The organism is Microbulbifer variabilis, assembly GCF_052467165.1.
The window spans coordinates 998,533-1,023,612 of the sequence record NZ_CP174301.1; the positions used below are offsets into that span (position 1 = coordinate 998,533).

Here is a 25,080-nt window from a genome sequence, read left to right on the forward strand (position 1 = left end):
GTGCAAAGTGATCAGCAAGCAGCTCGTCCCTCCATTGAAAAGCTAACGGGCGCCCGGTCGTTCAGGGCAACAAGGTGTTTTTCCTGTGAACAAAAACAGACCTGTCAATTTAGACATTTCCACTATAAAGCTTCCCGCTGCCGCTTTGGTTTCCATTTTGCATCGAATTTCTGGCGTTGTGCTCTTCGCCGTTGTAGCGCTTCTGCTCTGCATGCTCGATGCCAGTCTGGAATCAGAGCAAGGCTTCGCCGATGTCGCGGCAGCATTTAATAGTATTCCAGCCAAGCTCATCCTATGGGCCTCTCTGGCAGCTCTTATATACCATCTGGTGGCGGGTGTGCGTCACCTGTTTATGGATATGGGTATGGGTGAGAGCCTTGAGGGCGGCCGTCGCAGTGCTATTACGGTGCTGGTGGTGAGTGTAATCCTTATTCTTTTAGTGGGAGTATGGTTGTGGTAAGAACAGTAACTAGCTTCGGCCGTAGCGGCACTTTCGACTGGCTCTACCAGCGAGTTACCGCAGTGATACTGCTCGCGTATGTCCTCTTTATAGTGGGCTTTATCTTTTTCACTAAAGACTTTGGCTACCAAGCCTGGTCTGAGCTGTTCGCCCAGCGCTGGATGCGCGTATTCAGCTTGGTTGCTCTGCTTTCCACCATTATTCACGCCTGGATTGGCCTCTGGTCCGTGGTTACCGATTACATCACCAATCGGATGATGGGCGGTAAAGCCACTGTTCTGCGCTTGTTCGTAGAAGTGGTTCTGGCTGCGGTTGCCGTGTTGTACACGGTGTGGGGCATTGAAATTCTTTGGGGTGTATAAACAATGGCGAATATGCGTACTATTTCTTTTGATGGGATTGTAATTGGCGGTGGTGGTGCTGGTATGCGCGCTGCCCTGCAGATGGCCCAGTCAGGTTACAAGACTGCGGTAATTACCAAAGTATTCCCAACCCGTTCTCACACAGTGTCCGCCCAGGGCGGTATTACCTGTGCGATCGCCAGCTCCGACCCCAATGACGATTGGCGCTGGCACATGTACGATACCGTTAAGGGTTCCGACTATATCGGTGACCAGGAAGCGATCGAATATATGTGTTCCGTAGGTCCGGAAGCCGTGTTCGAACTGGAGCACATGGGCCTGCCGTTCTCCCGTACTGAAGAAGGCCGTATTTACCAGCGTCCTTTTGGTGGCCAGTCCAAAGACTTCGGCCGTGGTGGTCAGGCTGCCCGTACCTGTGCCGCTGCTGACCGCACCGGCCACGCGTTGCTGCACACTCTGTACCAGAACAACGTAAAACATAAAACCGAATTTCTGAATGAATGGTTTGCCATTGACCTGGTGAAAAACCAGGATGGTGCCGTTGTTGGTGTTATCGCCATGTGCATCGAAGATGGCGAAGTGGTATTTATCAAGTCCAAGGCGACCGTATTCGCTACCGGTGGTGCCGGTCGTATCTTCGCTTCCACCACCAATGCACACATCAATACCGGTGACGGTGTCGGTATGGCCCTGCGTGCCGGTATGCCGGTTCAGGACATCGAGATGTGGCAGTTCCACCCAACTGGCATTTATGGTGCCGGTGTTCTGGTGACCGAAGGCTGTCGCGGTGAGGGTGGTTACCTGATCAACAAAGACGGCGAGCGTTTTATGGAGCGCTACGCCCCCAATGCTAAAGACCTCGCGTCCCGCGACGTTGTAGCCCGCTCCATGGTGCTGGAGATCCTCGACGGTCGCGGTTGTGGTCCGGAAGGCGATCACGTATTCCTGAAGCTTGATCACCTGGGTGAAGAGCTGCTCAACAGCCGTCTGCCCGGTATCTGTGAGCTATCTAAGACCTTTGCACATGTCGACCCGGTTAAGGCGCCGATCCCGGTAGTGCCGACCTGTCACTATATGATGGGCGGTATTCCCACCAACGTTCACGGTCAGGCCCTGACCCAGGACGCTGCCGGCAACGACCAGATCATTGACGGCTTCTATGCCTGTGGCGAGGTTGCTTGTGTATCCGTGCACGGCGCTAATCGTCTGGGTGGCAACTCCCTGCTGGACCTGGTGGTATTCGGACGGGCTTCCGGCCTGTTTATCGAGAAGGCCCTGCGCGAAGGTATCGAGCACCGCGAAGCTTCCGAGTCCGATATCGAAGCCGCTATGGCTCGTCTGAACCGTCTGGAAACCAACGAAACCGGCGAGAAAGCTGCCGACCTGCGCAAAGAGCTGCAGGGTGTGATGCAGAATCACTTCGGCGTATTCCGTCGCGGCGACTACATGGCAGAAGGTGTGAAGAAGCTGGCTGATCTGCGTGGGCGTATTGAAAATGTGCGCCTGGACGACAGAAGCCGCGCGTTTAATACTGCCCGTGTTGAAGCCCTGGAGCTGCAGAACCTGTTGGAAGTTGCTGAGGCTACTGCAATTGCCGCGGAGACCCGCACTGAGAGCCGCGGTGCCCATGCCCGCGAAGACTTCCAGGAGCGCGACGATGAAAACTGGCTGTGTCATTCCATGTATTTCCCGGCTGAGAAACGTGTCGGCAAGCGTGCGGTAAACTTCGCACCGAACACCATGGAAGCCTTTGAACCGAAAGCTCGGACCTACTGATTCGGGAGCGGAATAGAGTATGTTGAAAGTAAGCATTTACCGTTACAACCCGGAAGCCGATAAAGCGCCGTATATGCAGGACTATGAGCTGGACACCAAGGGCAAGGACCTGATGGTGTTGGATGTTCTGGAGCTGCTGAAGGCCGAGGATCCGACCCTGTCGTTCCGCCGCTCCTGTCGCGAGGGTGTGTGTGGCTCCGACGGTATGAATATTTCAGGCCGCAATGGCCTGGCGTGCACTACGCCACTGTCTGAAGCTGCCCCTAAAGGTAAGCTGGTCCTGCGTCCGCTGCCCGGCTTGCCGGTAATCCGCGACCTGGTCGTGGATATGGAGCAGTTCTACGAGCAGTACAAAAAGATCGAGCCGTACCTGCAAAATGACACTCCGGCTCCGGCGATTGAGCGCCTGCAATCTCCAGAAGATCGCGAAAAGCTCGATGGCCTGTACGAGTGTATCCTGTGTGCCTGCTGTTCCACTGCCTGTCCGTCTTTCTGGTGGAATCCGGATAAGTTTATAGGCCCGGCCGGCTTACTGCAGGCTTACCGCTTCCTGGCGGACAGTCGCGATCTGGCCACTGACGAGCGCTTGTCAAACCTGGACGATCCTTTCAGCGTATTCCGCTGCCACGGTATCCAGAACTGTGTGAATGTGTGTCCAAAGGGATTGAACCCAACGCGCGCCATTGGCCATATTCGCAATATGCTGCTGACGCGTGCGGTATAGGGGAATCCGGGTCATTAATCGACCCGTTAGGGGCCACTTGTAGTGGGTCCGGTGCCAGGTAAGGCGCTTATCTAATGATAAAGCCGGTGAGAACCGGCAACTAATTGAAAAGGGGAGGTGGCTTTATGCGCCTCCCCTTTTGTGAGTGAAAGGAAAGCGCAGTGGCTTAGGCAAATAAGAGCCCACTGCAATCGAGGTAGGCATCAAAATGCACGAAAGTACCATGGAGCAGCTGTGGCGTAGCTCCCATATCTCCGGGGGCAATGCCGCCTACGTGGAGGAGCTTTACGAGACCTATCTGCACGACCCCAACGGTGTACCGGAGGAGTGGCGCAATTACTTCGACAGCCTCCCCCGCGTTGGCGGTAGCAGCGACGTTTCCCACGCCGCAGTGCGCCAGCACTTCGAACTGCTCAGCAAGCATCGCGCCCGCCCTGTGGCGGCACCAGGCTCCGGTTCCGGCTCTATTAATCTTGAGCACGAGCGCAAGCAGATCAAGGTTCTGCAGCTGATCGATTCCTACCGCCATCGCGGCCATAAGAAAGCTACCCTGGACCCGCTCGGCCTGATGGCCCGCGAACAGGTGCCCGACCTGCAGTTGAGCTACCACGGCCTGACTGAAGGTGATTTCGATACCACCTTCAATACCGGTAGCCTGTTCCTTGGCAGAGAAGAGGCGACCCTGCGTGAAATCGTAGAGGGCTTGGAGCGGACTTATTGTGGCAATCTGGGTGCGGAGATCATGCATCTCTCCAATCTGGAAGAGCAGCAGTGGTTCCAGCAGCGCCTGGAGCGCAGCCAGTCCAAGGCCAACTTTGGCACCGATATCCAAATTGAAATTCTACAGCGTCTCTCTGCCGCAGAAGGCCTGGAGCGTCACCTGGATTCCAAATACCCAGGCACCAAACGCTTTGGTGTGGAGGGCGGTGAGAGCCTGATCCCGATGATGGATGCGCTGATCCGCCGCTCCGGCACTTACGGGGTGAAGGAAATTGTGATCGGCATGGCCCACCGCGGCCGCCTGAATACCCTGGTGAATATCCTCGGCAAGAACCCTGCGGATCTGTTCCAGGAGTTCGAAGGTAAGAAAACCCTCGATACCTCTGGTGATGTGAAATATCACCAGGGTTTCTCCTCCAACGTAATGACCCCCGGTGGTGAAGTTCACCTGGCCCTTGCCTTTAACCCATCGCATCTGGAAATCAGTGCGCCTGTAGTGGTTGGCTCTGTGCGCGCCCGTCAGGACCGCCGCAAAGATGCTGCTGGTGAGAAGGTAATGCCGATCAATATCCACGGCGACGCGGCTTTTGCCGGCCAGGGTGTTGTGCAGGAAACCCTGCAGATGTCCCAGACCCGCGGTTACTACACCGGTGGTACTGTGCACATCGTACTGAACAACCAGGTGGGCTTTACCACCAGCAAGCGCGAAGATGCCCGCTCCACTGAGTACTCCACCGATCCCGCCAAAATGATCGATGCACCGGTGCTGCACGTGAATGGCGACGATCCGGAAATGGTCGTATTGGCGGCTCTGCTGGCTGTCGATTACCGTTACGAATTCAAGAAAGACATCGTCATCGATCTGGTCTGCTATCGCCGTCGCGGTCACAACGAGACCGACGACCCATCCGGCACCCAGCCGCTGATGTACCAGACCATCCGCAAGCACAAAACCACTCGCACTCTCTACTCCGAGAAGTTGGTGGAAGAGGGCATCCTGGACAAGGTTGCAGCGGACAAGCTGGCGAACGACTACCGCGATAAGCTGGATGCGGGTGAAGATGTGGCCACTGGTCTGGTTAAGCAGCCGGACTCGTCCATGTTTGTAGACTGGAGTCCCTACCTGGGCCACGACTGGCAGGTGCCTGCAGACACCGGTTTCGCAATGCCGAAACTTCAGGACGTCGCCAATCGTATGACCACGGTGCCCGATGGCATTGTGATGCAGCGTCAGGTTTCCAAGATTTATGATGATCGCCGCAAGATGGCCGGTGGCGCCCTGCCGCTTAATTGGGGTATGGCGGAAACCCTGGCCTACGGCACCCTTCTGGAAGAGGGTTTTATGGTCCGCTTTACCGGTGAGGACGTGGGCCGCGGAACCTTCTCTCACCGCCATGCGGTAATTCACAGCCAGAAAGACGGTCAGAGCTATGTGCCTTTGCAGCATATGTTCGAGGACCAGCCGCCTTTCTACATGTACGATTCCCTGCTGTCTGAGGAAGCGGTACTGGCATTCGAATACGGCTATGCCACTACCACGCCAAAATCCCTGGTGGTGTGGGAGGCTCAGTTCGGTGACTTCGCCAACGGCGCCCAGGTCGTGATCGACCAGTTCATTACTTCCGGTGAGCACAAATGGGGTCGTATGTGCGGCCTGGTATTGATGTTGCCACACGGGTATGAAGGCCAGGGTCCGGAGCACTCCTCCGCGCGTCTCGAGCGCTTTATGCAGCTGTGTGCCGAGCACAATATCCAGGTGTGTAACGCCACTACCCCGGCACAAATCTTCCACTTGCTGCGTCGCCAGGCGGTGCGCCCGATGCGCCGCCCGCTGGTGATTATGAGCCCTAAATGGATTCTGCGTCACAAGCTCGCTACTTCCAGCTTGGAAGAACTGGCTGAAGGTCGTTTCCAAAATGTGATTCAAGACCAGGGGGTGGACCCGGCAAAGGTTAAACGTCTGATCCTGTGTTCCGGCAAGGTGTACTACCACCTGCTGGAAGCGCGCATGGAGCGCGAACAGGAAGATGTGGCGTTCGTACGTATCGAGCAGCTGTACCCCTTCCCGGACGAGGAGTTCGTGGATGCGGTATCCGCATTTAAGAACATTAAGAGTGTTGCCTGGTGTCAGGAAGAGCCCATGAACCAGGGCGCCTGGTACCACAGTCAGCATCACTTGCGTCGCCTGCTGGCGGAAACGCATCCGAAGCTGGACCTGGAATACGTGGGCCGCGCCCCTTCGGCGGCACCTGCGGCGGGCTATATGTCCACCCATTTAGAAGAACAGAATAAGTTCATCAACGAGGCGCTGACCGTCAAGTAACGGGCGGCAGTATTTTAAGCAGAGACAATCTCAGGAAACAGGAAAAATGACGATCGAGATTAAAGCGCCAACTTTCCCGGAATCCGTTCAGGACGGTACTGTCGCCACCTGGCATAAAAAACCCGGTGAAGCCGTGTCCCGCGATGAACTGATCGTGGATATTGAGACCGACAAAGTGGTACTGGAAGTGGTTGCGCCGGCAGACGGCGTTCTCTCCGAGATCATTAAGGACGAGGGCGATACCGTTCTCTCCAATGAAGTGATTGCCAAGTTTGAAGCGGGCGCTGGCGCGGCCGCTGCCCCGGCGGAAGAAAAAGCAGAAGCTCCGGCTGCTGAAGCCGCAGCTCCTGCGGCTGGCGACAAAATTGCCATGCCATCTGCCAAGAAAATGGCTGCTGAGAAGGGCGTAGACCTGGCGGGTGTTGAAGGCACTGGCAAGGGTGGTCGCGTTCTCAAGGAAGACGTAATGAAAGCGGGTACTGCGCCGGCTGCTGCTGCACCTGCCGCTGCTGTTGCTGAAGTTGCGGTTGCTCCGGGCGAGCGCGTAGAGAAGCGTGTTCCTATGACCCGTATGCGCAAGCGTATCGCTGAGCGCCTGCTGGATGCCTCCCAGTCCACCGCCATGCTCACCACCTTTAATGAGGTGAACATGAAGCCGATTATGGACCTGCGCAAGAACTACAAAGACCTGTTCGAGAAGACCCACAACGGCACTCGCCTGGGCTTTATGGGCTTCTTCGTGAAAGCTGCGGTAGAAGCGTTGAAGCGCTACACCGCGGTGAACGCGTCTATCGATGGTAACGATATCGTTTACCACGGCTACCAGGATATCGGTGTAGCGGTTTCCTCTCCGAAAGGCCTGGTTGTGCCAATTCTGCGTAACGCCGAAAATATGGGCCTGGCGGATATGGAAAACAATATCCGCGATCTGGGTGTTCGCGCCCGCGATGGTAAATTGTCTATCGAAGAGATGACTGGCGGCACCTTCACCATTACCAACGGTGGTGTATTCGGCTCCCTGCTGTCCACTCCGATCCTGAACCCGCCGCAAACCGCAATTCTGGGTATGCACAAAATCCAGGAGCGCCCGATGGCGGTAAATGGCAAGGTGGAAATCCTGCCGATGATGTACCTGGCGCTGTCCTATGACCACCGTCTGATCGACGGTAAAGAAGCGGTTGGCTTCCTGGTAGCGATCAAGGAAATGATCGAAGATCCAGCGCGTATCTTGCTCGAAGTTTAAAAAATAAGTTCTGGGGCCTGCGGGCCCCTCGATCACACTGCATTAGAAATATCTGGAACTGATCATGTCGGAAAAATTTGACGTAATCGTAATCGGCTCTGGTCCTGGTGGTTATGTCGCTGCCATCCGTGCCGCTCAGCTGGGCCTGAAGACTGCTTGTATTGAAAAGTGGAAAAACAAGGAAGGTAAATACGTTAACGGCGGTACCTGCCTGAACGTAGGTTGTATTCCCTCCAAGGCACTGCTGGACAGCTCCTGGAAGTACCACGAGGCCAAAGATGCTCTCGACGTGCACGGCATTGAAGTCGGCAAGGTCAAGATGGATGTGAGCAAGATGATCGAGCGCAAGGGCGAGATCGTTAAGAAACTGACCGGCGGCGTAGCGGGCCTGTTCACCGCCAATAAAGTGACCTCCATTTTCGGTACCGGTAAACTGCTGGCCAACAAGAAAGTGGAAGTGACCGACGACGAAGGCAACAGCACTGTCTACGAAGCCGAAAATGTCATTCTGGCTTCCGGTTCTGTACCGGTAAATATTCCGCCTGCTCCGGTAGATAATAAAATTATTGTCGACTCTACCGGCGCTCTGGAATTCTCTGAAACGCCCAAGCGTTTGGGCGTTATCGGTGCCGGCGTTATCGGTCTGGAACTGGGTTCAGTATGGAATCGCCTGGGCTCCGAAGTCGTTGTTCTGGAAGCGATGGATAAGTTCCTGGCGATCATGGACCAACAGGTTGCCAAAGAATCCCAGAAGATCTTCAAGAAGCAGGGCCTGGATATCCGCCTCGCTTGCCGCGTAACCGGCTCTGAAGTGAAGGGCGAGGAAGTGGTTGTTACTTACCAGGACAAGGATGGTAAAGAGCACCAGGAAACTTTCGACAAGCTGATCGTCTGCGTTGGCCGTCGTCCTTACACCGAAGGCCTGTTGACTGAAGATGCCGGAGTGAAGATGGACGAGCGTGGATTTATCTACGTTAACGACCTGTGCATGACTTCTGCACCGGGCGTATGGGCGATAGGTGACGTGGTACGCGGTCCGATGCTGGCGCACAAGGCTTCTGAAGAAGGTGTTGTAGTCGCTGAGCGCATCGCCGGCCAGAAGCCAATGATGAACTACGACGTGATCCCCAACGTTATTTACACCCACCCGGAAATCGCTGCGGTTGGTCGCACCGAAGAGCAGGTGAAGGCCGATGGCGAGCCCTACAACGTAGGTAGCTTCCCGTTTGCGATCAACGGTCGTGCCATGGCCGCCAACGATACCCAGGGCTTTGTGAAAATCATCGCTCACGCGGAAACTGACCGTGTACTGGGTGCCCACATCGTTGGCCCATCTGCTGCCGATCTGGTTCAGCAAGTAGCGATCGCGATGGAATTCGGCTCCAGCGCCGAAGATATCGGTATGACCGTATTCGCACACCCGACTCTGTCTGAGACCGTGAAAGAAGCGGCATTGGGCGTGAACGGCCATGCGATTCACACCGTAAATCGCAAGAAGCGTAAGTAAGAAGTTATTTCGATATCGGGGCACTAATTATTGATTAATTAGCGCCCCGGTTTCATTTGCGGAATTCAAAATTTGCAACGACGGAAATTTTGAGTTTTGTCTTTCAGGTGCAGAGAGATCTGCAATTAATAAACACATTTCACATGTGAATTGGTATTGACTATGAACTTGCATGAGTATCAGGGCAAACAACTGTTTGCGGCATACGGATTGCCGGTTTCCAAAGGCATTGCAGCGGAAACCCCGGCAGCGGCAGTAGCAGCGGCTGACGAAATTGGCGGTGATAAGTGGGTAGTAAAGGCCCAGGTACACGCTGGTGGCCGCGGTAAGGCTGGCGGAGTAAAGCTGGTAGATTCCAAGGCAGAAATTGAAGAGTTTGCCAAGAAGTGGCTGGGCGAGCGCCTGGTAACTTATCAAACAGATGAAAATGGCCAGCCTGTTTCCCGTATCCTGGTTGAAAGCTGCACCGACATTGACCAAGAACTGTACCTTGGCGCCGTTGTTGACCGCTCCACCCGTCGTATCGTTTTCATGGCTTCCACCGAAGGCGGCGTTGAGATCGAGAAAGTAGCGGAAGAGACTCCGGAAAAAATCCTGAAAGCCACCATCGACCCGCTGGTAGGCGCTCAGCCTTACCAAGCGCGCGAGCTGGCTTTCAAACTGGGCCTGAACCCGACTCAGGTTAAGCAGTTCACCAAGATCTTCCTCGGCCTGGCGAAAATGTTCGAAGAAAAAGATCTGGCCCTGCTGGAAATCAACCCACTGGTAATTACTACCGAAGGCAACCTGCACTGCCTGGACGCCAAAGTGGTAATCGACAGCAACGCGCTGTACCGCCACGCGGACCTGCGCGAAATGCACGATCCTTCCCAGGAAGATTCCCGTGAAGCGCACGCTGCCAAGTTCGATCTGAACTACGTAGCCCTCGATGGCAACATCGGCTGCATGGTAAACGGTGCTGGTCTGGCTATGGGTACCATGGACATCGTCAACCTGCACGGCGGCAAGCCAGCTAACTTCCTGGATGTTGGCGGCGGCGCGACCAAAGAGCGCGTTGTTGAAGCGTTCAAGATCATCCTGTCTGACGAGAACGTAAAAGCCGTACTGATCAATATCTTCGGTGGTATCGTTCGCTGTGACATGATCGCCGAAGGCGTTGTGGGCGCAGTAAAAGAAGTTGGCGTTAAAGTACCGGTTGTTGTGCGTCTGGAAGGTAACAACGCAGACCTGGGCGCCAAGGTTCTGAGCGACAGTGGCCTGAACATTATCGCGGCTACCAGCCTGACCGATGCGGCTCAGCAAGTGGTTAAAGCTGCGGAGGGTAAATAATCATGTCAGTACTGATTAACAAAGATACCAAAGTAATCTGTCAGGGCTTCACCGGCTCCCAGGGTACTTTCCACTCCGAGCAAGCGATTGCTTACGGCACCAAGATGGTTGGTGGTGTAACTCCGGGTAAAGGCGGCCAGACTCACCTGGGCCTGCCGGTATTCAACACCGTGAAAGAAGCGGTAGAAGAGACCGGTGCAGAAGCTTCCGTAATCTACGTACCTGCGCCTTTCTGTAAGGATTCCATCCTGGAAGCGGCCAACGCTGGTATCAAACTGATCGTTTGTATCACCGAAGGTATCCCGACCCTGGATATGCTCGACGCTAAAGTGAAGTGCGACGAGCTGGGCGTGCGCCTGATTGGCCCGAACTGCCCGGGTGTGATCACTCCCGGTGAGTGCAAGATCGGTATTATGCCGGGTCACATCCACAAGCCGGGTAAAGTGGGCATCGTTTCCCGTTCCGGTACTCTGACCTATGAAGCGGTTAAGCAAACTACCGACTACGGCTTCGGTCAGTCCACCTGTGTGGGCATCGGTGGCGACCCCATCCCGGGCTCCAACTTCATCGATATCCTGGAAATGTTCCAGAATGACCCGCAGACCGAAGCGATTGTTATGATCGGTGAGATCGGTGGTACTGCTGAAGAAGAAGCGGCGGCTTACATCAAGGAAAATGTTACCAAGCCGGTCGTTTCCTATATCGCCGGTGTAACGGCTCCTCCCGGCAAGCGCATGGGTCACGCGGGCGCGATTATCTCCGGTGGTAAAGGCACCGCTGACGAGAAGTTCGCTGCTCTGGAAGACGCGGGTGTTAAAACCGTGCGCTCCCTGGCTCAGATTGGCGACGCTCTGAAGGAAGTTACTGGCTGGTAAGAGCTGGGTAAGTACCTTGTCTGTGAAAAGGCCGCTTCTTTCGAAGCGGCCTTTTTTATTTGATCTCAAAAATATTTCAGGAATGTTTTTCTATTTGGATTGGAAATAATCAGCCGGATGTTTGCTGAGTACCATATAAACCATATTTTTGACCGTGATTGCGTCCCCGCTGATAAAGGATAAAAGCCGTTAATATAAGCAGCATGAGTTCCGCGACTGGACCCGCATACCATATTCCCACTTCGCCCATGAGTGGGGGTAAAATCAAAATGAGTGGCAAAACGAAAACGTAAGTTTTTGCAATTCCGAGAATGGCGGCACGTTTGGCATCGCCTATAGCCTGGAAAAATGTGCTGATCATCATGAGTGGTCCGGCCAAAAAATAGACCAGCGTCATCATGGGCAGGATACGTGCAACCTCTGTAATAATCTGTTTATCGCTGACAAATAAGGCTCCCAAAGAGTCTTTCAGTATTAACACGCCAAGCTGTAAAGCGAGGCAGTAACCGAACGCTACTGTTAAAGCGATATTGATACTGCTGTCGGACCGAGACCAGCTTTTAGCGCCAACATTATTGCCGATCAGAGTCTGAAATGCCTGGCTCAGCCCGAGAAGTGGCAGGAAGATAAAGGTCATAATACGGGTAGTGATCCCATAGGCTCCTACTGTCGCATCGTAGTTACTAACCCCCCAGGCCTGGATACTAAAAATTACAGCAATAGATGTGAGTGATACACCGATGTAACTTAAGCTGGATGGTAAGCCCAAAGATAGGTATCCAGGCCAAAAATCACGCCTGCTTGAGATCCGGATAATCTGTGTATCAATCACCGTGCGGCCATAATGGCGATAGCACGCCACTATCAAAAGGGCGATTGCCTGTGCAAGGGCAGTGCCATAAGCAGAGCCGGCCACCCCCATCTCCAAGTGCGCAATAAAAATATAATTGAAAATAATATTGAGCATTACCGACGCAAGGGAAACCATCGCCATTAGCGACAGTTGCCCTTCGCATCGCAAAGTATCGGAATTCACAGAACTGATAAACAGAGTTGGGGAAAGGAAGATTAATATCGTTAAATAGGTGTACCCCATCCCTGCTAGATCTGCTGAGCCATTGGCAACTAATAGTGTTAATTGTTTACCCCAAGCCACAAATAACAACATCAACACAGTGCAAACCACCAGAGCCAGTGTAATAGCTTGGGAAAATGCCTGCCTCGCTTTATCTTTTTCTCCCGCGCCGAGTAATCTGGCCAATACACTCGAATATCCGCTGGAGATTAATGAAGAAAGTGCTACCAGTAACATAAACATTGGGAATGTTAAGGTTACTGCGGCTAATGCTTCAGCTCCTACATATTTCCCCAGGAAATAGGCATCTAATAGGGTAAACGAGCCGTTTACCAGCATTATCAGAATAATAGGCGCAGCAGTCTTAAAGAAAACCGGCAGTAAGGCGCCATTAACAAAAATATTGTCGTGTTGATGAGTCATAGTAAGTTCACTTTACAAATTGCCGCTGTGCATCTCTGCGACCTCATTAAACTTACTCAATAAAAGTTGTTTGAGGTCCTCAGGCCAAAATTGAATGGCTTTTTCAAAGCCGACCTTGCTGTTTCTGTACAGTGCACGACTGGCCTCTTCGAAGCCTGGAGTATCTCCTGCAACTAACAGCATGAATCTATCGAGTTGATGCTGTTTTGTGGTGATTCTCTCCTCAAGCGAAACGTGCTTTTGTGCCTGCTCCACCAGCTTACGAAGAGTGGCAGAAGCACCGCCAGGCTGCTGACCCAGCCATTCCCAGTGACGGGGAAGCAGGGTAACCTCCTTGGGAATAACGCCTAACTTGGGGCGTCCACGTTTAGTTTTCGGGGCCGGTACATCCACCGATAAGGCTGCCAGTACTTCCTCGGTATCTCCGTGCCAATCCACCTCTATCCGTTTACAGCTATCGGCTTCAAAGACCATGGGCTCATGAGTTGTGCCCATACTCTTCACTCGGCGCACAATTACTTCCAATGTCCCCCGCGCAACAATCTGTTGCTGGTCGATAGCGATATAGTCAGTAGCCAAAGTATTTCTCTATATTTACCCGGGTTAAATATTTATGTCCGGGTAAATATAGTGCATTGATCACCATATGTACAAGGAATGTTTCTCTGCATGGCCTCTGCCTTTGATGTGACCCAATGGGGAAGGGCCTCCCAAGCTGAGGTTGACCGCTTTGCTCGCGCTTAATTTTTGTTTACATGTCAGTGATATACACGGTCTAGGAGCACTCCTATACTGCGGAAAAACCAACTGTTTAGGAGTGGACATGGCCAGGGCTTTAATCGGTGTTATCGGCGGTAGCGGTCTTTATGAGATGCAAGGGTTAACCGAGGTGGAGGAAGTCCAGATGGGGACCCCCTTTGGTAGCACCTCGGATGCAATTGCCTGCGGCAAGCTTCATGGTATTCCTGTTGCTTTCCTTGCCCGCCATGGACGCGGTCATCGGCTGATTCCCTCCCAGGTGCCCTATCAAGCCAATATCCACGCATTGCGCCAGTTGGGCGTACGCTATGTTCTTTCCCTTTCTGCCGTGGGCTCCCTCCAGGAAGAGGTGCGTCCACTGGATATGCTGATCCCGGATCAGTTTATCGATATGACCCGCAAACGGGAGAGTACTTTCTTTGGCGATGGTGCTGTAGCCCATGTTTCCATGGCTGATCCGGTATGCCCTGCTGTGGCGGATAGCCTGGCGCGGGCTTTTGCCAATACCCAGGGAGAAGAGCCGATCAGGTTGCATCGAGGTGGCAGTTATATCTGTATTGAAGGACCCCAGTTCTCTACCCGAGCTGAGTCGCACTGGTATCGCAGTATGAATGCTTCGGTGATCGGAATGACCAATATGCCGGAGGCAAAACTCGCCCGCGAAGCGCAGATGGCTTATGCAACTCTCGCCATGGCAACAGATTATGACTGTTGGCACCCTCGGGAAGAGGCGGTGACAGCGGACGTGGCTATCGCCAATTTGCAGCAAAATGCCGCCCGTGCTCAAAAGATTGCCGCAGAGGCAATCCGCTTGCTCGGTACTGAGCAACCTGAATCCGCCGCCCATACTGCATTGGCGAGCGGGTTGGTGACACCTGTCGATGCGATGCCAGAGGAAAAACAAGCTGTAATAAAGCCGCTACTTACGCCGACAGAAGCAGTGCCTGAAGAAATGGAGCACTGAGGGGAATGCACGAAACATTACCGTTACTGGAAATATCGGACTTCCCGGCGATTCGCCGTGAGGCTATTGAAACCCTGCAAATAAATATCGGTTATCGCTGCAACCAGAGTTGTGTGCACTGCCATGTGAATGCAGGTCCCAATCGTACTGAGATGATGTCGGACGACAATCTGGAGTTACTACTGGGCGTTATCAAGGCAAGGGGGGTGCGAACCCTGGATATCACTGGGGGTGCACCAGAGCTCCACAACGGGTTTCGGTCTTTGGTGAAAGCTGCACGGGCGCTGGGTGTGCATGTAATAGATCGCTGCAATCTCACGATACTATTTGAGCCAGGACAGCAGGATACAGCAGAGTTTCTCGCGCAGAACCATGTGGAAGTGGTTGCCTCTCTACCCTGCTACTCCATGGAAAATGTAGATAAGCAGCGAGGCAAAGGGGTTTTTGATAAAAGTATTGCCGGATTGCAGAAGCTAAATGCCTTGGGCTATGGCAAGTCGGAAACTGGCCTTCAGCTTAACCTGGTCTATAACCCCCAGGGTGCTTTTTTACCCCCGGAGCAGGAGGGCCTGGAGGCAGACTATCGACGAGAGTTGGCCGCGCATTTTGGAATTGAATTTAATCACCTCTTTGCTCTCGCCAATATGCCCATCAAACGCTTTGGCTCCATGCTGATTTCCAAAGGGCAGTTTAAAGACTATATGACGCTGCTTCGGGAGAGCTACTCTGCATCTAATCTTGAGGGCGTGATGTGTCGCAGTCTGGTGAGTGTTGACTGGCAGGGGAATTTATATGACTGCGACTTTAACCAGCAGTTGAATATACCAGTGCCAGGCCGATTGCATCTGCGTGATTTACTCGAAGCTGATCTTAAAGATTCGGCAGTTTGTGTGGCTGATCATTGCTATGGCTGTACTGCGGGGCAGGGCAGCAGTTGCGGTGGGGCACTGTAAGGGGATAGGGTTTAATAGCCGGAGGGCGGGAATGCCATGAGAAAAAAAATACTGCTGCTGGCGATTATCGTGATATTGGTGATTGCTTTTTACGCATTTGATTTACACCACTGGTTGAGCCTGGAAAAGCTGCAGGAAGGCGGTGAGCAGTTTCAGCAATGGAAAGCCTCATCGCCATTTCTGGTGAGCTTCCTGTTTCTAGTTTTTTACATTTTGGTAACCGGTTTATCCTTACCCGGTGCTGCGATTCTCACTATTGCCGCGGGTGCTATTTTTGGCTTGTTGTGGGGCACTGTCATTGTATCCTTCGCTTCCAGTATTGGAGCCACCCTGGCGTTTCTGATGGCCCGCTATTTATTTCGTGACTATGTTCAAGAGAAGTTTGCTGTACGCCTGCAGGTTGTAAATAACGGTATTGAGAGGGAGGGCGCCTTTTATCTTTTTGCTTTGCGTCTCGTACCAATCTTCCCATTTTTTCTGATCAATATTCTGATGGGATTAACCCACCTTCGAGTCTGGACATTTTATTGGGTGAGCCAATTAGGCATGCTGGCGGCTACGATTGTTTACGTTAATGCCGGCACACAACTCGCTCGTATAGACAATCTGAAGGATATCGCTTCTCCGCAATTGTTATTGTCTTTTGCCCTATTGGGTATATTCCCGCTATTGGCAAAATACTTCCTCAACTGGCTTAAACGTCGCCGTGAGGCCAAGTGAGTGACTCCAATGAGAAAACCCAAAAAGTTTGATCGCAATATCATTGTTATTGGTGCAGGCGCTGCGGGCTTGGTGAGTGCCTACATTTCTGCGGCGGTAAAAGCCAAGGTGACTTTGATCGAGTCGGGAAATATGGGCGGGGACTGCCTGAATACCGGCTGTGTGCCCAGTAAGGCGTTGATCAAATGTGCTCGTGTGGCACACTCCGCGCGCACTGCGAGTAATTTTGGTGTGCGCCTGCCGGAACCGGAGATTGATTTTCCCGGGGTGATGCGCCATGTGCGTGAATCTATCCAGCAGATTGAGCCTCACGATAGTGTGGAGCGTTACTCAGATCTCGGTGTGGAAGTAATAAAAGGGTACGCGCGATTAGTAGATCCCTGGACAGTCGATATCACGTTGCATAGTGGTGGTGAAAAGTCCCTACGGGGACGAGCCATTATTCTGGCCACCGGTGCTGAACCTACAGTGCCACCATTCCCCGGCCTCGACACGGTTAATTATCTGACTAGCGAAACACTCTGGGATAGGTTTGCTCAGTTGAATAAGGCACCGCATAGATTGGTATTACTGGGAGGTGGTGCCATCGGTTGTGAGTTGGCTCAGGCATTCACCCGCTTGGGGTCAAGAGTTACCTTGATAGAGCGAGATGAACGTTTGCTCCCCCAGGAGGACCACGAAGTGTCGCAAGCTGTTTCCCTGGCATTGGAATCTGAAGGAGTGTGTCTTCTCACTGGGCATGAGGCGGTCTCTTTTACTGGAAGTGAAGATCGCCGAGAGGGGGTATTAAACTTGCGTAATGCCGTGGGTGAAACACAGGTGACATTTGATGAAGTTATCCTGGCACTTGGCAGGCGTGCCAGGACTAAAGAGTTTGGATTGGAAAAACTGGACTTACTGCAAGATGGTAAATTGACAACGGATGCCTTCCTGCGCACTCGTTACCCCCATATTCTTGCAGCTGGGGATCTCGCGGGCCCATTTCAGTTTACCCATATGGCTTCGCACCAGGCCTGGTATGCAGCAGTGAATGGCCTTTTCGGCGATATCAAGAAATTTGCTGTGGATTATTCACTGGTACCTCGGGCAATCTTTATTGATCCAGAGGTGGCCAGCGTTGGGCTTAGTGAGCATGAGGCGGAGCAGCGTGCTATTGCCTATGAGGTAACTTGCTACAACCTTGATGATCTGGATCGCGCTATCGTGGATGGCGCGGCACGGGGTTTTATTAAAGTGCTTACAGTACCGGGTAAAGATAAAATACTGGGTGTTTCAATTGTTGGTGAGAATGCTGCGGAGCTTATAGCCGAGTTTGTGTTTGCTATGAAGCAGGGTTTTGGACTGAATAAAATCCTATCTACCATTCATATCTATCCGACTATGACTGAAGGCAATAAATTTGTTGCAGGAAACTGGAAACGAGCCCATGCGCCCAAGGGGTTGTTGCGTTGGCTCGAAGTGTTTCATCGTTGGAGACGGGGTTAGTGCAGTATTCTGTTGTAGTTCCGTTGTTGAATGAGCGGGAGCAACTGCCCGATTTAATTGTGCAGTTAAAAGAACTTAAGGCTTTTACCAGCTGTGAAATTATCCTGGTGGATGGTGGTAGCATTGATGGCAGTGTGGAAATTGCTACTGCTGAGGGGTTCCAGGTAATTACTTCCCCGCGCGGCCGAGCCTCGCAAATGAATGCAGGTGCAGCCATTGCCTGTGGGAACTGGCTGCTGTTTTTACACGCTGATACACGCCTGCCCCAGGGTGCATTGAGTGCGGTTGCATCGGCAGTGGCTCAGGGAGCAGAGTGGGGCCGCTTTAATATTCGTATTGAAGGGCGGAGTTTGTGGTTTCCCCTAATTTCCAACCTGATTAATTGGCGTTCACGTCTAAGTGGTATCGCCACTGGTGACCAGGCGATTTTTGTCCGGCGTACTCTTTTTGAAAAAATTGGCGGTTATGCCAGGCAGCCATTGATGGAGGATGTTGAGCTAAGTCGGCAGTTGTTAAAAATAAGCCGTCCCTATTGTCTCCATCAAAGAGTCTCAACCTCTGGGCGACGCTGGGAAAAATTTGGGGTGTTGCGCACGGTATTGCTGATGTGGCGCTTGCGTTTTGCTTATTGGCGCGGCGTGCCTGCAGATACCCTGGCTAGGCGCTATGAGTAGTCGTCTTTCGAGGAAGTTCCTGCGCCTTGTGGTGATGGCTAAGGCTCCACTGGCTGGTTATGCCAAGACCCGTCTTATTCCGGCACTGGGGGAGCAGGGAGCCGCGTCGCTTGCGGAGAAGTTGTTGCGCCATACCCTTGAAGAGTGTGTGAGAGCTGAGCTGGGACCCGTGGAGCTGCATGTGACACCTGATCCGTCCCACGCTTTTTGGCGGGGTTTCCCATTGCCTGCGGGAGTCACTGTTTATGGGCAGTCCCAAGGCAGCCTTGGTCAGCGCCTTTGGCATGCTACGGGAAACGCACGAGCATTGGGGCAGGGGCTTCTGTTGCTTGGTACCGACTGTCCGTCCCTTACCGCGCAGCGTTTGCGAGCCGCTGCAGAAGGGCTACAGGTGTCTGATGCGGTAATGTATCCGGCAAAAGATGGTGGCTATGCGTTATTAGGGCTCAAGGAAATACAGGTGCGGCTGTTTGAGGATATTCACTGGAGTACTGAGGTTGTTGCCCGGCAGACTCTGGATAGACTTTGGGAGTGTGGAATGAATTGCCAGCGCCTGGAGGCGCTGGCAGATATTGATGAGCCGGGCGATTTATCTTTTTTGCCAGAAGGTTGGCGGGACTTAATACGGCTGGGCTAGAGTGCCGGAGCTGCGCTAGCTTCGGCTTCTATTGCGCTGCCGTCAGCAAGAATTTCGCGATTTGCATCATTGGCTGCAGCCAGGCGTTGCTCCTCAATACGACTGCTCCAACTCAGCAGGGCCTGGTAATGGCGGATATTCTGCACATAGGTTACCGGCTCCCAGCCACGTGCGTAGCCATGTTTGGTGGTCTTGTAATACTGACGCTTGGCCAGCAGAGGCAAATGGTCGCGCACATCGGGCCACAGATCCGGGTTGCCGCCCATACGTTCGGTGAGGACGCGGGCGTCCTCAAGGTGGCCATAGCCCACGTTATAGGCTGCTAGTGCCATCCAGGTTCTGTCGGGCTCACGAATGCGCTCAGGCAGTTTATTGCGAATTTGTACTATATAGCGCGCACCTCCCTCAATGCTCTCCTCGGGATTGAGCCGGTTAACACCGAGGTCTTTGGCGGTATTCAGAGTAAGCATCATCAGGCCACGGACTCCGGTACGGGAGCGCGCGCGTGGGTTCCAGTAGGACTCCTGGTAACTGAGCGCCGCCAACAAGTGCCAGTCCAGATCATACTGGTCTGCCACTTTCTGCATCGCTCCACGCCACTTTGGTAAACGCTCTCGGCTGCGCTTGGCAAATGCCTGGGCGCCACCGACATTCAGGTCGCTGACATGGCCAAAAAACTCTTCGCGCAGCTGCGCAATCATGCCATTGGTGTTTGCGCGCAACATAAACAGGCGGGCACTCTGGTAGAGGCTGTCATCGTCGCTTTTAGGGAAAGCCCAGGAGACCGGTTGGAACTGAGTGAGATTGAAAGCAACAGCGGTGTTTGGATAAAGGCCGCGGTGTACCGCATAAGCATTGGAGTCCACTACTGCGTAGCTGTACTTGCCCTGTTGTACCATCTCTACCAGCTCCATTGCATCCACATCAGACACTTCTTCCCAATCTAACAGTGGGTAGCGCTGGGAGAGTTTTTTCAGTTCCTCCGCGTGGGCACTGCCGGCGATTACGGCGACAGTCTTGCCCTCCAGGTCGCTGGTCTTTCGTGGGCGCTGCTCACCAACACGATAAATAACCTGCTGGCGGATTTCGAAGTAGGAGGGGGTAAAGCGTACCTGCTCACGGCGCTCCGGAGTGACGGTAAGGCCAGCGGCAGCGAAGTGTGCACCCTCTTCCGGGTCACGCAGGCGCTCAAACATTTCGTCTAGATCGTGAACGTCGCGAATTACCAGCTTGACGCCGAGCTCTTCGGCAAAGGCCCGCAGCATTCCATATTCAAAGCCAGTGGGATTACCGGATGCATCTTCGTAATATGTAGTGGGGCCATTTTGTGACAGCACAACCAGCTCACCAGAGGCCTTGATCCGCTCAAGAGTACTCGGTGCTTTGCTGGCAACTAACAGGGAGGCGCAGCATGACATGGCCAGCCCTTTTAACAGGCGGCGGACATAGCGCAGCACGCGGCTTTTCATCATCATAGGCTGTCCCCTCTAGCTCGTCCGTTAGTTTTATTGCTGTTATGCCTAAGGCCCGGTGAAGTTCGGTTCGCCAGGGCTTTTATGGCCAAAGCTGGCACAGTCCGCCAATTTTACATTATCCGGCGTCAATCTGCCCAATTTGGCATTTGGACACTGTGATCTATGCGCTTGAAAACCCTGCCGGACTTTTGTAGGAGTTTTCTTTCGCCTCTTGTTTAGGAGGTTTTAAGCAATAAGTTTGCTCGCCTTTTGAACATATTGATTGCTAATTAGTTCATGTATATGCAAGTGGTCGGCGGGTGTGTTGGACTGGCGATGCTTCAGGTACAATTGCGCCTCTCAAATTTTCGGGGCCTTGTGCGATCCTTCTTTTGCACATTTTTTCTCATTCAGACAAGAGGCAACCTCCCGCAATGCTAGTTCTGCGTGGTGCTCCCGCACTGTCGAAATTCCGCCATAAAAAACTGCTCAATCAACTGCGCGCGCTGCAACCGACCATAGACGATCTCTACGCTGAGTTCGTGCACTTTGCAGATAGCGACTCACTGGATAACAAGGAGATGGCGCTGCTTGAGCGGCTGCTCCAATATGGTCCGACTGAGGAACAGCATGAGCCCAAAGGAGAGCTGATCCTGGTGGTGCCTCGTCCGGGTACTATTTCCCCCTGGTCTTCCAAGGCCACGGATATTTCCCACAATACTGGACTGACAAAAATCCATCGCCTGGAGCGGGGAATTGCCTACTACCTTACTGGCGTGGAATTAACTGACGCTGAACGCCAGGCTCTGGCTTCACAGCTGCACGATCGCATGGTTGAGGTGGTGTTTTCCGGCTTTGAGCAAGCGGAGCAGCTGTTCGTCGAAGAAGAACCGCGCCCATTGCGCGGAGTGGATATCCTCGAGGGCGGCCGCGAGGCGCTTGAGGATGCCAACGTTACCTTGGGCCTGGCTCTTGCCGAAGATGAAATTGATTATCTGCTCACCAGTTTCCAAGAACTGGAGCGTAATCCGACTGATGTAGAGTTGATGATGTTCGCCCAGGCGAATTCCGAGCATTGCCGCCACAAGATCTTTAATGCCTCCTGGACTATCGACGGCGAAGAGATGCCGCATTCCCTGTTTGGCATGATCAAGAATACCTATCGTAAAGGAGGTGACAATGTATTGTCTGCCTATGCCGATAATGCCGCAGTTGTGGCGGGCAATGTAGCCGGTCGTTTCTACCCCGATCCGGAAAGCAAGGAATATAGCTTCAGTAATGAAGCTATCCATATGCTGATGAAGGTGGAGACCCATAACCACCCTACAGCGATCGCACCTTTCCCCGGTGCCGGTACCGGTGCCGGTGGTGAAATTCGTGATGAGGGTGCGGTGGGTCGCGGATCCAAGCCGAAAGTCGGTCTGACCGGCTTTACTGTTTCCAACCTACAGATTCCCGGCTGGGAGCAGCCTTGGGAGTCCAATTACGGCAAACCCGAGCGTATCGTGACCGCCCTGGATATTATGATTGAGGGTCCCATCGGCGGTGCGGCATTTAACAACGAATTTGGTCGCCCAAATATCTGTGGTTACTTCCGTACTTTCGAAGAGAATTTTGACGGCGAGCGCCGCGGCTATCACAAGCCGATTATGTTGGCTGGTGGCTATGGCAATATCCGCGAAGAGCATGTAGAGAAGCCCGAATTTTCCCCTGGGGCCAAACTGGTAGTGCTGGGTGGCCCGGCCATGCTGATTGGCCTTGGTGGAGGTGCCGCTTCCAGTATGGCCAGCGGCTCCAGCTCTGAAGATCTGGATTTCGCTTCGGTACAGCGCCAGAACCCGGAAATCGAGCGTCGCTGCCAGGAGGTTATCGACCAGTGCTGGCAGCTGGGTGAGAGTAATCCCATTGCTTTTATCCACGATGTGGGGGCGGGTGGTTTGTCCAACGCTTTCCCCGAACTGGTGAAAGATGGCGGTACCGGCGGCAATTTTGAATTGCGCAATGTGCCCTGCGATGAGCCGGGTATGAGCCCGCTGGAAATCTGGTGTAACGAATCCCAGGAGCGCTATGTACTGGCGGTTATGCCGGAAGACCTGGAGCGCTTTGAGCAAATCTGTGAGCGCGAGCGCGCGCCTTACGCCGTTGTTGGTGAGGCCACCGAAGACAAACACCTGCTCTTAAATGACAAGCAGTTCGATTCCAAGCCGGTGGATCTGCCGATGTCGGTACTGTTCGGCAAGCCGCCGCGCATGCACCGCGAGGCAGAAACTCGCCAGGTGGAAACCAAGGCGTTTTCCACTGCCGATATCGATCTGAATGAAGCGGCTGAGCGGGTGCTGCGCCTGCCTACAGTGGCTAGCAAGAGCTTCCTGATCACTATCGGTGACCGCACTGTAACCGGCCAGGTTTCCCGCGATCAGATGGTCGGACCCTGGCAGGTGCCGGTGGCCGATTGCGCGGTAACTACCGTTGCCTATGACAGCTACGCCGGTGAAGCCATGTCTATGGGTGAGCGCACTCCGGTGGCATTGCTGGATGCGCCGGCCTCGGGCCGCCTGGCCGTGGGTGAGGCAATTACCAATATCGCCTGTACCCCAGTGAAGCAACTGTCCGATATCAAACTCTCCGCCAACTGGATGTGTGCTGCGGGCCATCCGGGTGAAGAGGAAAAACTTTATCGAACCGTAGAAGCGGTGGGTATGGAGTTGTGTCCTGAATTGGGCATTACCATCCCGGTGGGCAAGGACTCCATGTCTATGCGCACTGCCTGGGAGGAAGAGGGCGAGCAGAAAGCGGTTACCGCACCGCTGTCTCTGGTAATTTCTGCCTTTACTCCGGTAACTGATGTCCGCAAGGCAGTGACACCGCAGCTGCGCACCGATAAAGGTGAGAGTGAGTTACTGTTTATCGATCTGGGTGCCGGCAAAAATCGCTTGGGCGGTTCCTGTCTGGCGCAGGTCTACAACGAGCTGGGTGACAAGCCCGCAGACCTGGATGATGCCAAGAAGCTGAAAGGTTTCTTCGAGGTGGTACAGCAGGCTCTGAATGAAGACCTGATCATGGCCTACCACGACCGCGCCGACGGCGGTCTGTTTACAACCCTGGCGGAAATGGGCTTTGCCGGCCGCGTGGGTATGGATGTGGAAATCTACGAATTGGGTGAAGACCCGATTGCGGCGCTGTTCAGTGAAGAGCTGGGTGCAGTATTGCAGGTTCCCGCCTGTGAAGCGGATATGCTGGTACAGCGCTTTGCCGCTGTGGGTGTACCCACCCACAAGATCGGTTACCTGAACAATAACGAACACCTGTGCATCACCAATAACGGTGTTGAAATCTTCAAGCGCTCCCGTGCTGAATTGCAGCAGATCTGGTCGGAAACCAGCTTCCGCATCCAATCCCTGCGCGATAACGCCGAGTGTGCCGAGCAGGAATTTGCTGTAATCGCCAAAGAAGACCCGGGCCTGACAGTAAACCTCACTTTCGATATCAACGACGATATCAGCGCACCCTATATCGCTAAAGGTGTTCGCCCGAAAGTTGCTGTACTGCGAGAGCAGGGCGTGAATAGCCAGGTGGAAATGGCGCACTCTTTCCACCGCGCTGGCTTTAACGCTGTCGACGTACATATGAGTGACATCCTGTCTGGTCGTGTCGCTTTGGATGAGTTCAAGGGTTTGGTGGGCTGTGGTGGCTTCTCTTACGGCGACGTACTGGGTGCTGGTGAGGGGTGGGCTAAAACCATCCTGTTTAACGATCGTGCCCGCGATCAGTTTGAGGGCTTCTTCAATCGCAACGATACCTTCGGCTTGGGGGTGTGTAACGGTTGCCAGATGTTCTCAGTGATCAAAGAGCTGATTCCAGGTGCGGATCACTGGCCGCGCTTTGTGCGAAACCTCTCTGAGCAGTATGAAGCGCGCTTCGCACTGGTGGGCATTGAAGACTCACCTTCCGTGTTGTTTAAAGGTATGGCGGGTACTTACATGCCGGTTGCCGTTGCTCACGGTGAGGGGCGCGTGGAGTTTGCCGACCAGCAGGCGCTGGAGAAGTGTGAAGCTTCCGGTACTATCGCGATGCGCTACCTGAATAACAAAGGGGAAATCACCCAAACTTACCCGGCCAATCCCAACGGATCGGTCAATGGTATTACCTCCCTGAGTTCTGAAGATGGCCGCGTGACTATTATGATGCCGCACCCCGAGCGTGTTGCCCGAGCTGTCAGCAACAGCTGGCATCCAGATGAGTGGAAAGAAGATTCCGGCTGGATGCGCTTGTTCCGCAATGCGCGGGTGTTTGTCGACTAAGTCAGATCTTCTGTCGGTGGTACTTTTCGGATGGGTGGAAATCCCAAGGTGCCCCGATGTTTGTCGTGGCGACATTGTCGTTGTCGCCACGATTTCCCTCCTAGGCTTTCACAGTTTTTAAATGTCCATGGCGCCTAATCCGCCATGCCAGAAGATGACTTGATATTTCCTGCTACACTTAAACGATTATTCGAAATAACTTTTTTCGCTATGGTGCAGTTATCTGTATCGATTATTGAATACTTTTCTGTTTGCTATGGGTGCTTGCAGCGTGGAAGGGCACTCATCATTCCCTCTCAATTTATCTTTTGTCCGC

General features: G+C 53.5%; 19 protein-coding genes. 16 read left to right on the forward strand and 3 right to left on the reverse strand.

Annotated features, from left to right (window positions below; all coding sequences use genetic code 11):
- The first annotated feature begins 85 nt into the window (after positions 1-85).
- The 9 genes from sdhC (at position 86) to sucD (ending at position 11,319) form a co-directional block, all read left to right on the forward strand.
- Positions 86-460 carry a succinate dehydrogenase, cytochrome b556 subunit gene (sdhC, locus tag ACJJIP_RS04340; RefSeq protein WP_020412676.1) on the forward strand — a complete coding sequence of 125 codons (375 nt, stop codon included), beginning with the start codon at positions 86-88 and terminating at the stop codon, positions 458-460.
- Positions 454-822 carry a succinate dehydrogenase, hydrophobic membrane anchor protein gene (sdhD, locus tag ACJJIP_RS04345; RefSeq protein WP_026305008.1) on the forward strand — a complete coding sequence of 123 codons (369 nt, stop codon included), beginning with the start codon at positions 454-456 and terminating at the stop codon, positions 820-822. Before sdhC ends, sdhD begins: the two co-directional genes overlap by 7 nt.
- Before the next feature lie 3 nt (positions 823-825).
- Positions 826-2,598 (forward strand): succinate dehydrogenase flavoprotein subunit, encoded by a 1,773-nt coding sequence (sdhA, locus tag ACJJIP_RS04350; protein ID WP_282952689.1) that lies wholly within the window; start codon positions 826-828, stop codon positions 2,596-2,598.
- Positions 2,599-2,617: 19 nt separating this feature from the next.
- On the forward strand, positions 2,618-3,322 hold the full coding sequence (locus ACJJIP_RS04355) for a succinate dehydrogenase iron-sulfur subunit (RefSeq protein ID WP_020412679.1): 705 nt from the start codon (positions 2,618-2,620) through the stop codon (positions 3,320-3,322).
- A 208-nt stretch (positions 3,323-3,530) separates the two neighbouring features.
- Complete coding sequence (locus tag ACJJIP_RS04360) at positions 3,531-6,365, forward strand: 2-oxoglutarate dehydrogenase E1 component (protein ID WP_444946287.1); 2,835 nt, start codon at positions 3,531-3,533, stop codon at positions 6,363-6,365.
- A gap of 46 nt (positions 6,366-6,411) precedes the next feature.
- The gene (gene odhB / locus ACJJIP_RS04365; RefSeq protein ID WP_444946288.1) at positions 6,412-7,608 is read left to right on the forward strand and encodes a 2-oxoglutarate dehydrogenase complex dihydrolipoyllysine-residue succinyltransferase; all 1,197 of its coding nucleotides are present in this window, start codon (positions 6,412-6,414) and stop codon (positions 7,606-7,608) included.
- Between the two features lie 64 nt (positions 7,609-7,672).
- Positions 7,673-9,115 (forward strand): dihydrolipoyl dehydrogenase, encoded by a 1,443-nt coding sequence (gene lpdA, locus ACJJIP_RS04370; protein WP_444910252.1) that lies wholly within the window; start codon positions 7,673-7,675, stop codon positions 9,113-9,115.
- Positions 9,116-9,277: 162 nt separating this feature from the next.
- Positions 9,278-10,444 (forward strand): ADP-forming succinate--CoA ligase subunit beta, encoded by a 1,167-nt coding sequence (gene sucC / locus ACJJIP_RS04375; RefSeq protein ID WP_252082922.1) that lies wholly within the window; start codon positions 9,278-9,280, stop codon positions 10,442-10,444.
- A 2-nt stretch (positions 10,445-10,446) separates the two neighbouring features.
- Complete coding sequence (gene sucD, locus ACJJIP_RS04380; RefSeq protein WP_226645469.1) at positions 10,447-11,319, forward strand: succinate--CoA ligase subunit alpha; 873 nt, start codon at positions 10,447-10,449, stop codon at positions 11,317-11,319.
- Positions 11,320-11,428: 109 nt separating this feature from the next.
- Here sucD and ACJJIP_RS04385 read toward each other — a convergent pair whose 3' ends face one another.
- Together ACJJIP_RS04385 and ACJJIP_RS04390 are read right to left on the reverse strand one after the other, a co-directional pair.
- Positions 11,429-12,817 carry an MATE family efflux transporter gene (locus ACJJIP_RS04385; protein WP_020412685.1) on the reverse strand — a complete coding sequence of 463 codons (1,389 nt, stop codon included), beginning with the start codon at positions 12,815-12,817 and terminating at the stop codon, positions 11,429-11,431.
- A 12-nt stretch (positions 12,818-12,829) separates the two neighbouring features.
- A complete protein-coding gene (locus ACJJIP_RS04390; RefSeq protein WP_020412686.1) occupies positions 12,830-13,396 on the reverse strand; it encodes a DUF2239 family protein in 567 nt (188 codons plus the stop codon).
- A gap of 244 nt (positions 13,397-13,640) precedes the next feature.
- On the opposite strand from ACJJIP_RS04390, the gene mtnP reads away from it, so the two are divergent.
- Genes mtnP through ACJJIP_RS04420 form a run of 6 tightly spaced genes read left to right on the forward strand, consistent with a single transcriptional unit; the run spans position 13,641 to position 19,009 of the window.
- On the forward strand, positions 13,641-14,540 hold the full coding sequence (mtnP, locus tag ACJJIP_RS04395) for an S-methyl-5'-thioadenosine phosphorylase (RefSeq protein ID WP_444946289.1): 900 nt from the start codon (positions 13,641-13,643) through the stop codon (positions 14,538-14,540).
- A gap of 5 nt (positions 14,541-14,545) precedes the next feature.
- Positions 14,546-15,493: an arsenosugar biosynthesis radical SAM (seleno)protein ArsS gene (gene arsS / locus ACJJIP_RS04400; protein ID WP_353376066.1), complete on the forward strand. Its 948-nt coding sequence runs from the start codon at positions 14,546-14,548 to the stop codon at positions 15,491-15,493.
- A 36-nt stretch (positions 15,494-15,529) separates the two neighbouring features.
- Positions 15,530-16,213, forward strand: a complete 684-nt coding sequence (locus tag ACJJIP_RS04405) for a TVP38/TMEM64 family protein (protein ID WP_020412689.1) — start codon at positions 15,530-15,532, stop codon at positions 16,211-16,213.
- A gap of 9 nt (positions 16,214-16,222) precedes the next feature.
- Positions 16,223-17,698, forward strand: a complete 1,476-nt coding sequence (locus ACJJIP_RS04410; protein ID WP_444946290.1) for a dihydrolipoyl dehydrogenase family protein — start codon at positions 16,223-16,225, stop codon at positions 17,696-17,698.
- The gene (locus ACJJIP_RS04415; protein ID WP_020412691.1) at positions 17,698-18,372 is read left to right on the forward strand and encodes a TIGR04283 family arsenosugar biosynthesis glycosyltransferase; all 675 of its coding nucleotides are present in this window, start codon (positions 17,698-17,700) and stop codon (positions 18,370-18,372) included. Before ACJJIP_RS04410 ends, ACJJIP_RS04415 begins: the two co-directional genes overlap by 1 nt.
- Entirely contained in the window at positions 18,365-19,009 is a 645-nt protein-coding gene (locus ACJJIP_RS04420; protein WP_444901131.1) for a TIGR04282 family arsenosugar biosynthesis glycosyltransferase, read from the forward strand. The genes ACJJIP_RS04415 and ACJJIP_RS04420 overlap by 8 nt, the downstream gene beginning before the upstream one ends.
- On the opposite strand, the gene mltF is transcribed toward ACJJIP_RS04420, so the two are convergent.
- Complete coding sequence (gene mltF / locus ACJJIP_RS04425) at positions 19,006-20,484, reverse strand: membrane-bound lytic murein transglycosylase MltF (protein ID WP_020412693.1); 1,479 nt, start codon at positions 20,482-20,484, stop codon at positions 19,006-19,008. The genes ACJJIP_RS04420 and mltF overlap by 4 nt on opposite strands.
- A 413-nt stretch (positions 20,485-20,897) precedes the next feature.
- Between mltF and purL the strand changes: the two genes are divergently transcribed.
- Positions 20,898-24,764: a phosphoribosylformylglycinamidine synthase gene (gene purL / locus ACJJIP_RS04430; protein ID WP_444946291.1), complete on the forward strand. Its 3,867-nt coding sequence runs from the start codon at positions 20,898-20,900 to the stop codon at positions 24,762-24,764.
- Positions 24,765-25,080: the final 316 nt, after the last annotated feature.

Coding starts and splice junctions, on each gene's coding strand:
- mltF (WP_020412693.1), bottom strand. CDS start 20,484: ATGATGATGAAAAGCCGCGTGCTGCGCTATGTCCGCCGCCTGTTAAAA.
- ACJJIP_RS04360 (WP_444946287.1), top strand. CDS start 3,531: ATGCACGAAAGTACCATGGAGCAGCTGTGGCGTAGCTCCCATATCTCC.
- ACJJIP_RS04420 (WP_444901131.1), top strand. CDS start 18,365: ATGAGTAGTCGTCTTTCGAGGAAGTTCCTGCGCCTTGTGGTGATGGCT.
- ACJJIP_RS04355 (WP_020412679.1), top strand. CDS start 2,618: ATGTTGAAAGTAAGCATTTACCGTTACAACCCGGAAGCCGATAAAGCG.
- lpdA (WP_444910252.1), top strand. CDS start 7,673: ATGTCGGAAAAATTTGACGTAATCGTAATCGGCTCTGGTCCTGGTGGT.
- sucC (WP_252082922.1), top strand. CDS start 9,278: ATGAACTTGCATGAGTATCAGGGCAAACAACTGTTTGCGGCATACGGA.
- ACJJIP_RS04410 (WP_444946290.1), top strand. CDS start 16,223: ATGAGAAAACCCAAAAAGTTTGATCGCAATATCATTGTTATTGGTGCA.
- sucD (WP_226645469.1), top strand. CDS start 10,447: ATGTCAGTACTGATTAACAAAGATACCAAAGTAATCTGTCAGGGCTTC.
- arsS (WP_353376066.1), top strand. CDS start 14,546: ATGCACGAAACATTACCGTTACTGGAAATATCGGACTTCCCGGCGATT.
- mtnP (WP_444946289.1), top strand. CDS start 13,641: ATGGCCAGGGCTTTAATCGGTGTTATCGGCGGTAGCGGTCTTTATGAG.
- sdhA (WP_282952689.1), top strand. CDS start 826: ATGGCGAATATGCGTACTATTTCTTTTGATGGGATTGTAATTGGCGGT.
- ACJJIP_RS04385 (WP_020412685.1), bottom strand. CDS start 12,817: ATGACTCATCAACACGACAATATTTTTGTTAATGGCGCCTTACTGCCG.
- odhB (WP_444946288.1), top strand. CDS start 6,412: ATGACGATCGAGATTAAAGCGCCAACTTTCCCGGAATCCGTTCAGGAC.
- ACJJIP_RS04405 (WP_020412689.1), top strand. CDS start 15,530: ATGAGAAAAAAAATACTGCTGCTGGCGATTATCGTGATATTGGTGATT.
- purL (WP_444946291.1), top strand. CDS start 20,898: ATGCTAGTTCTGCGTGGTGCTCCCGCACTGTCGAAATTCCGCCATAAA.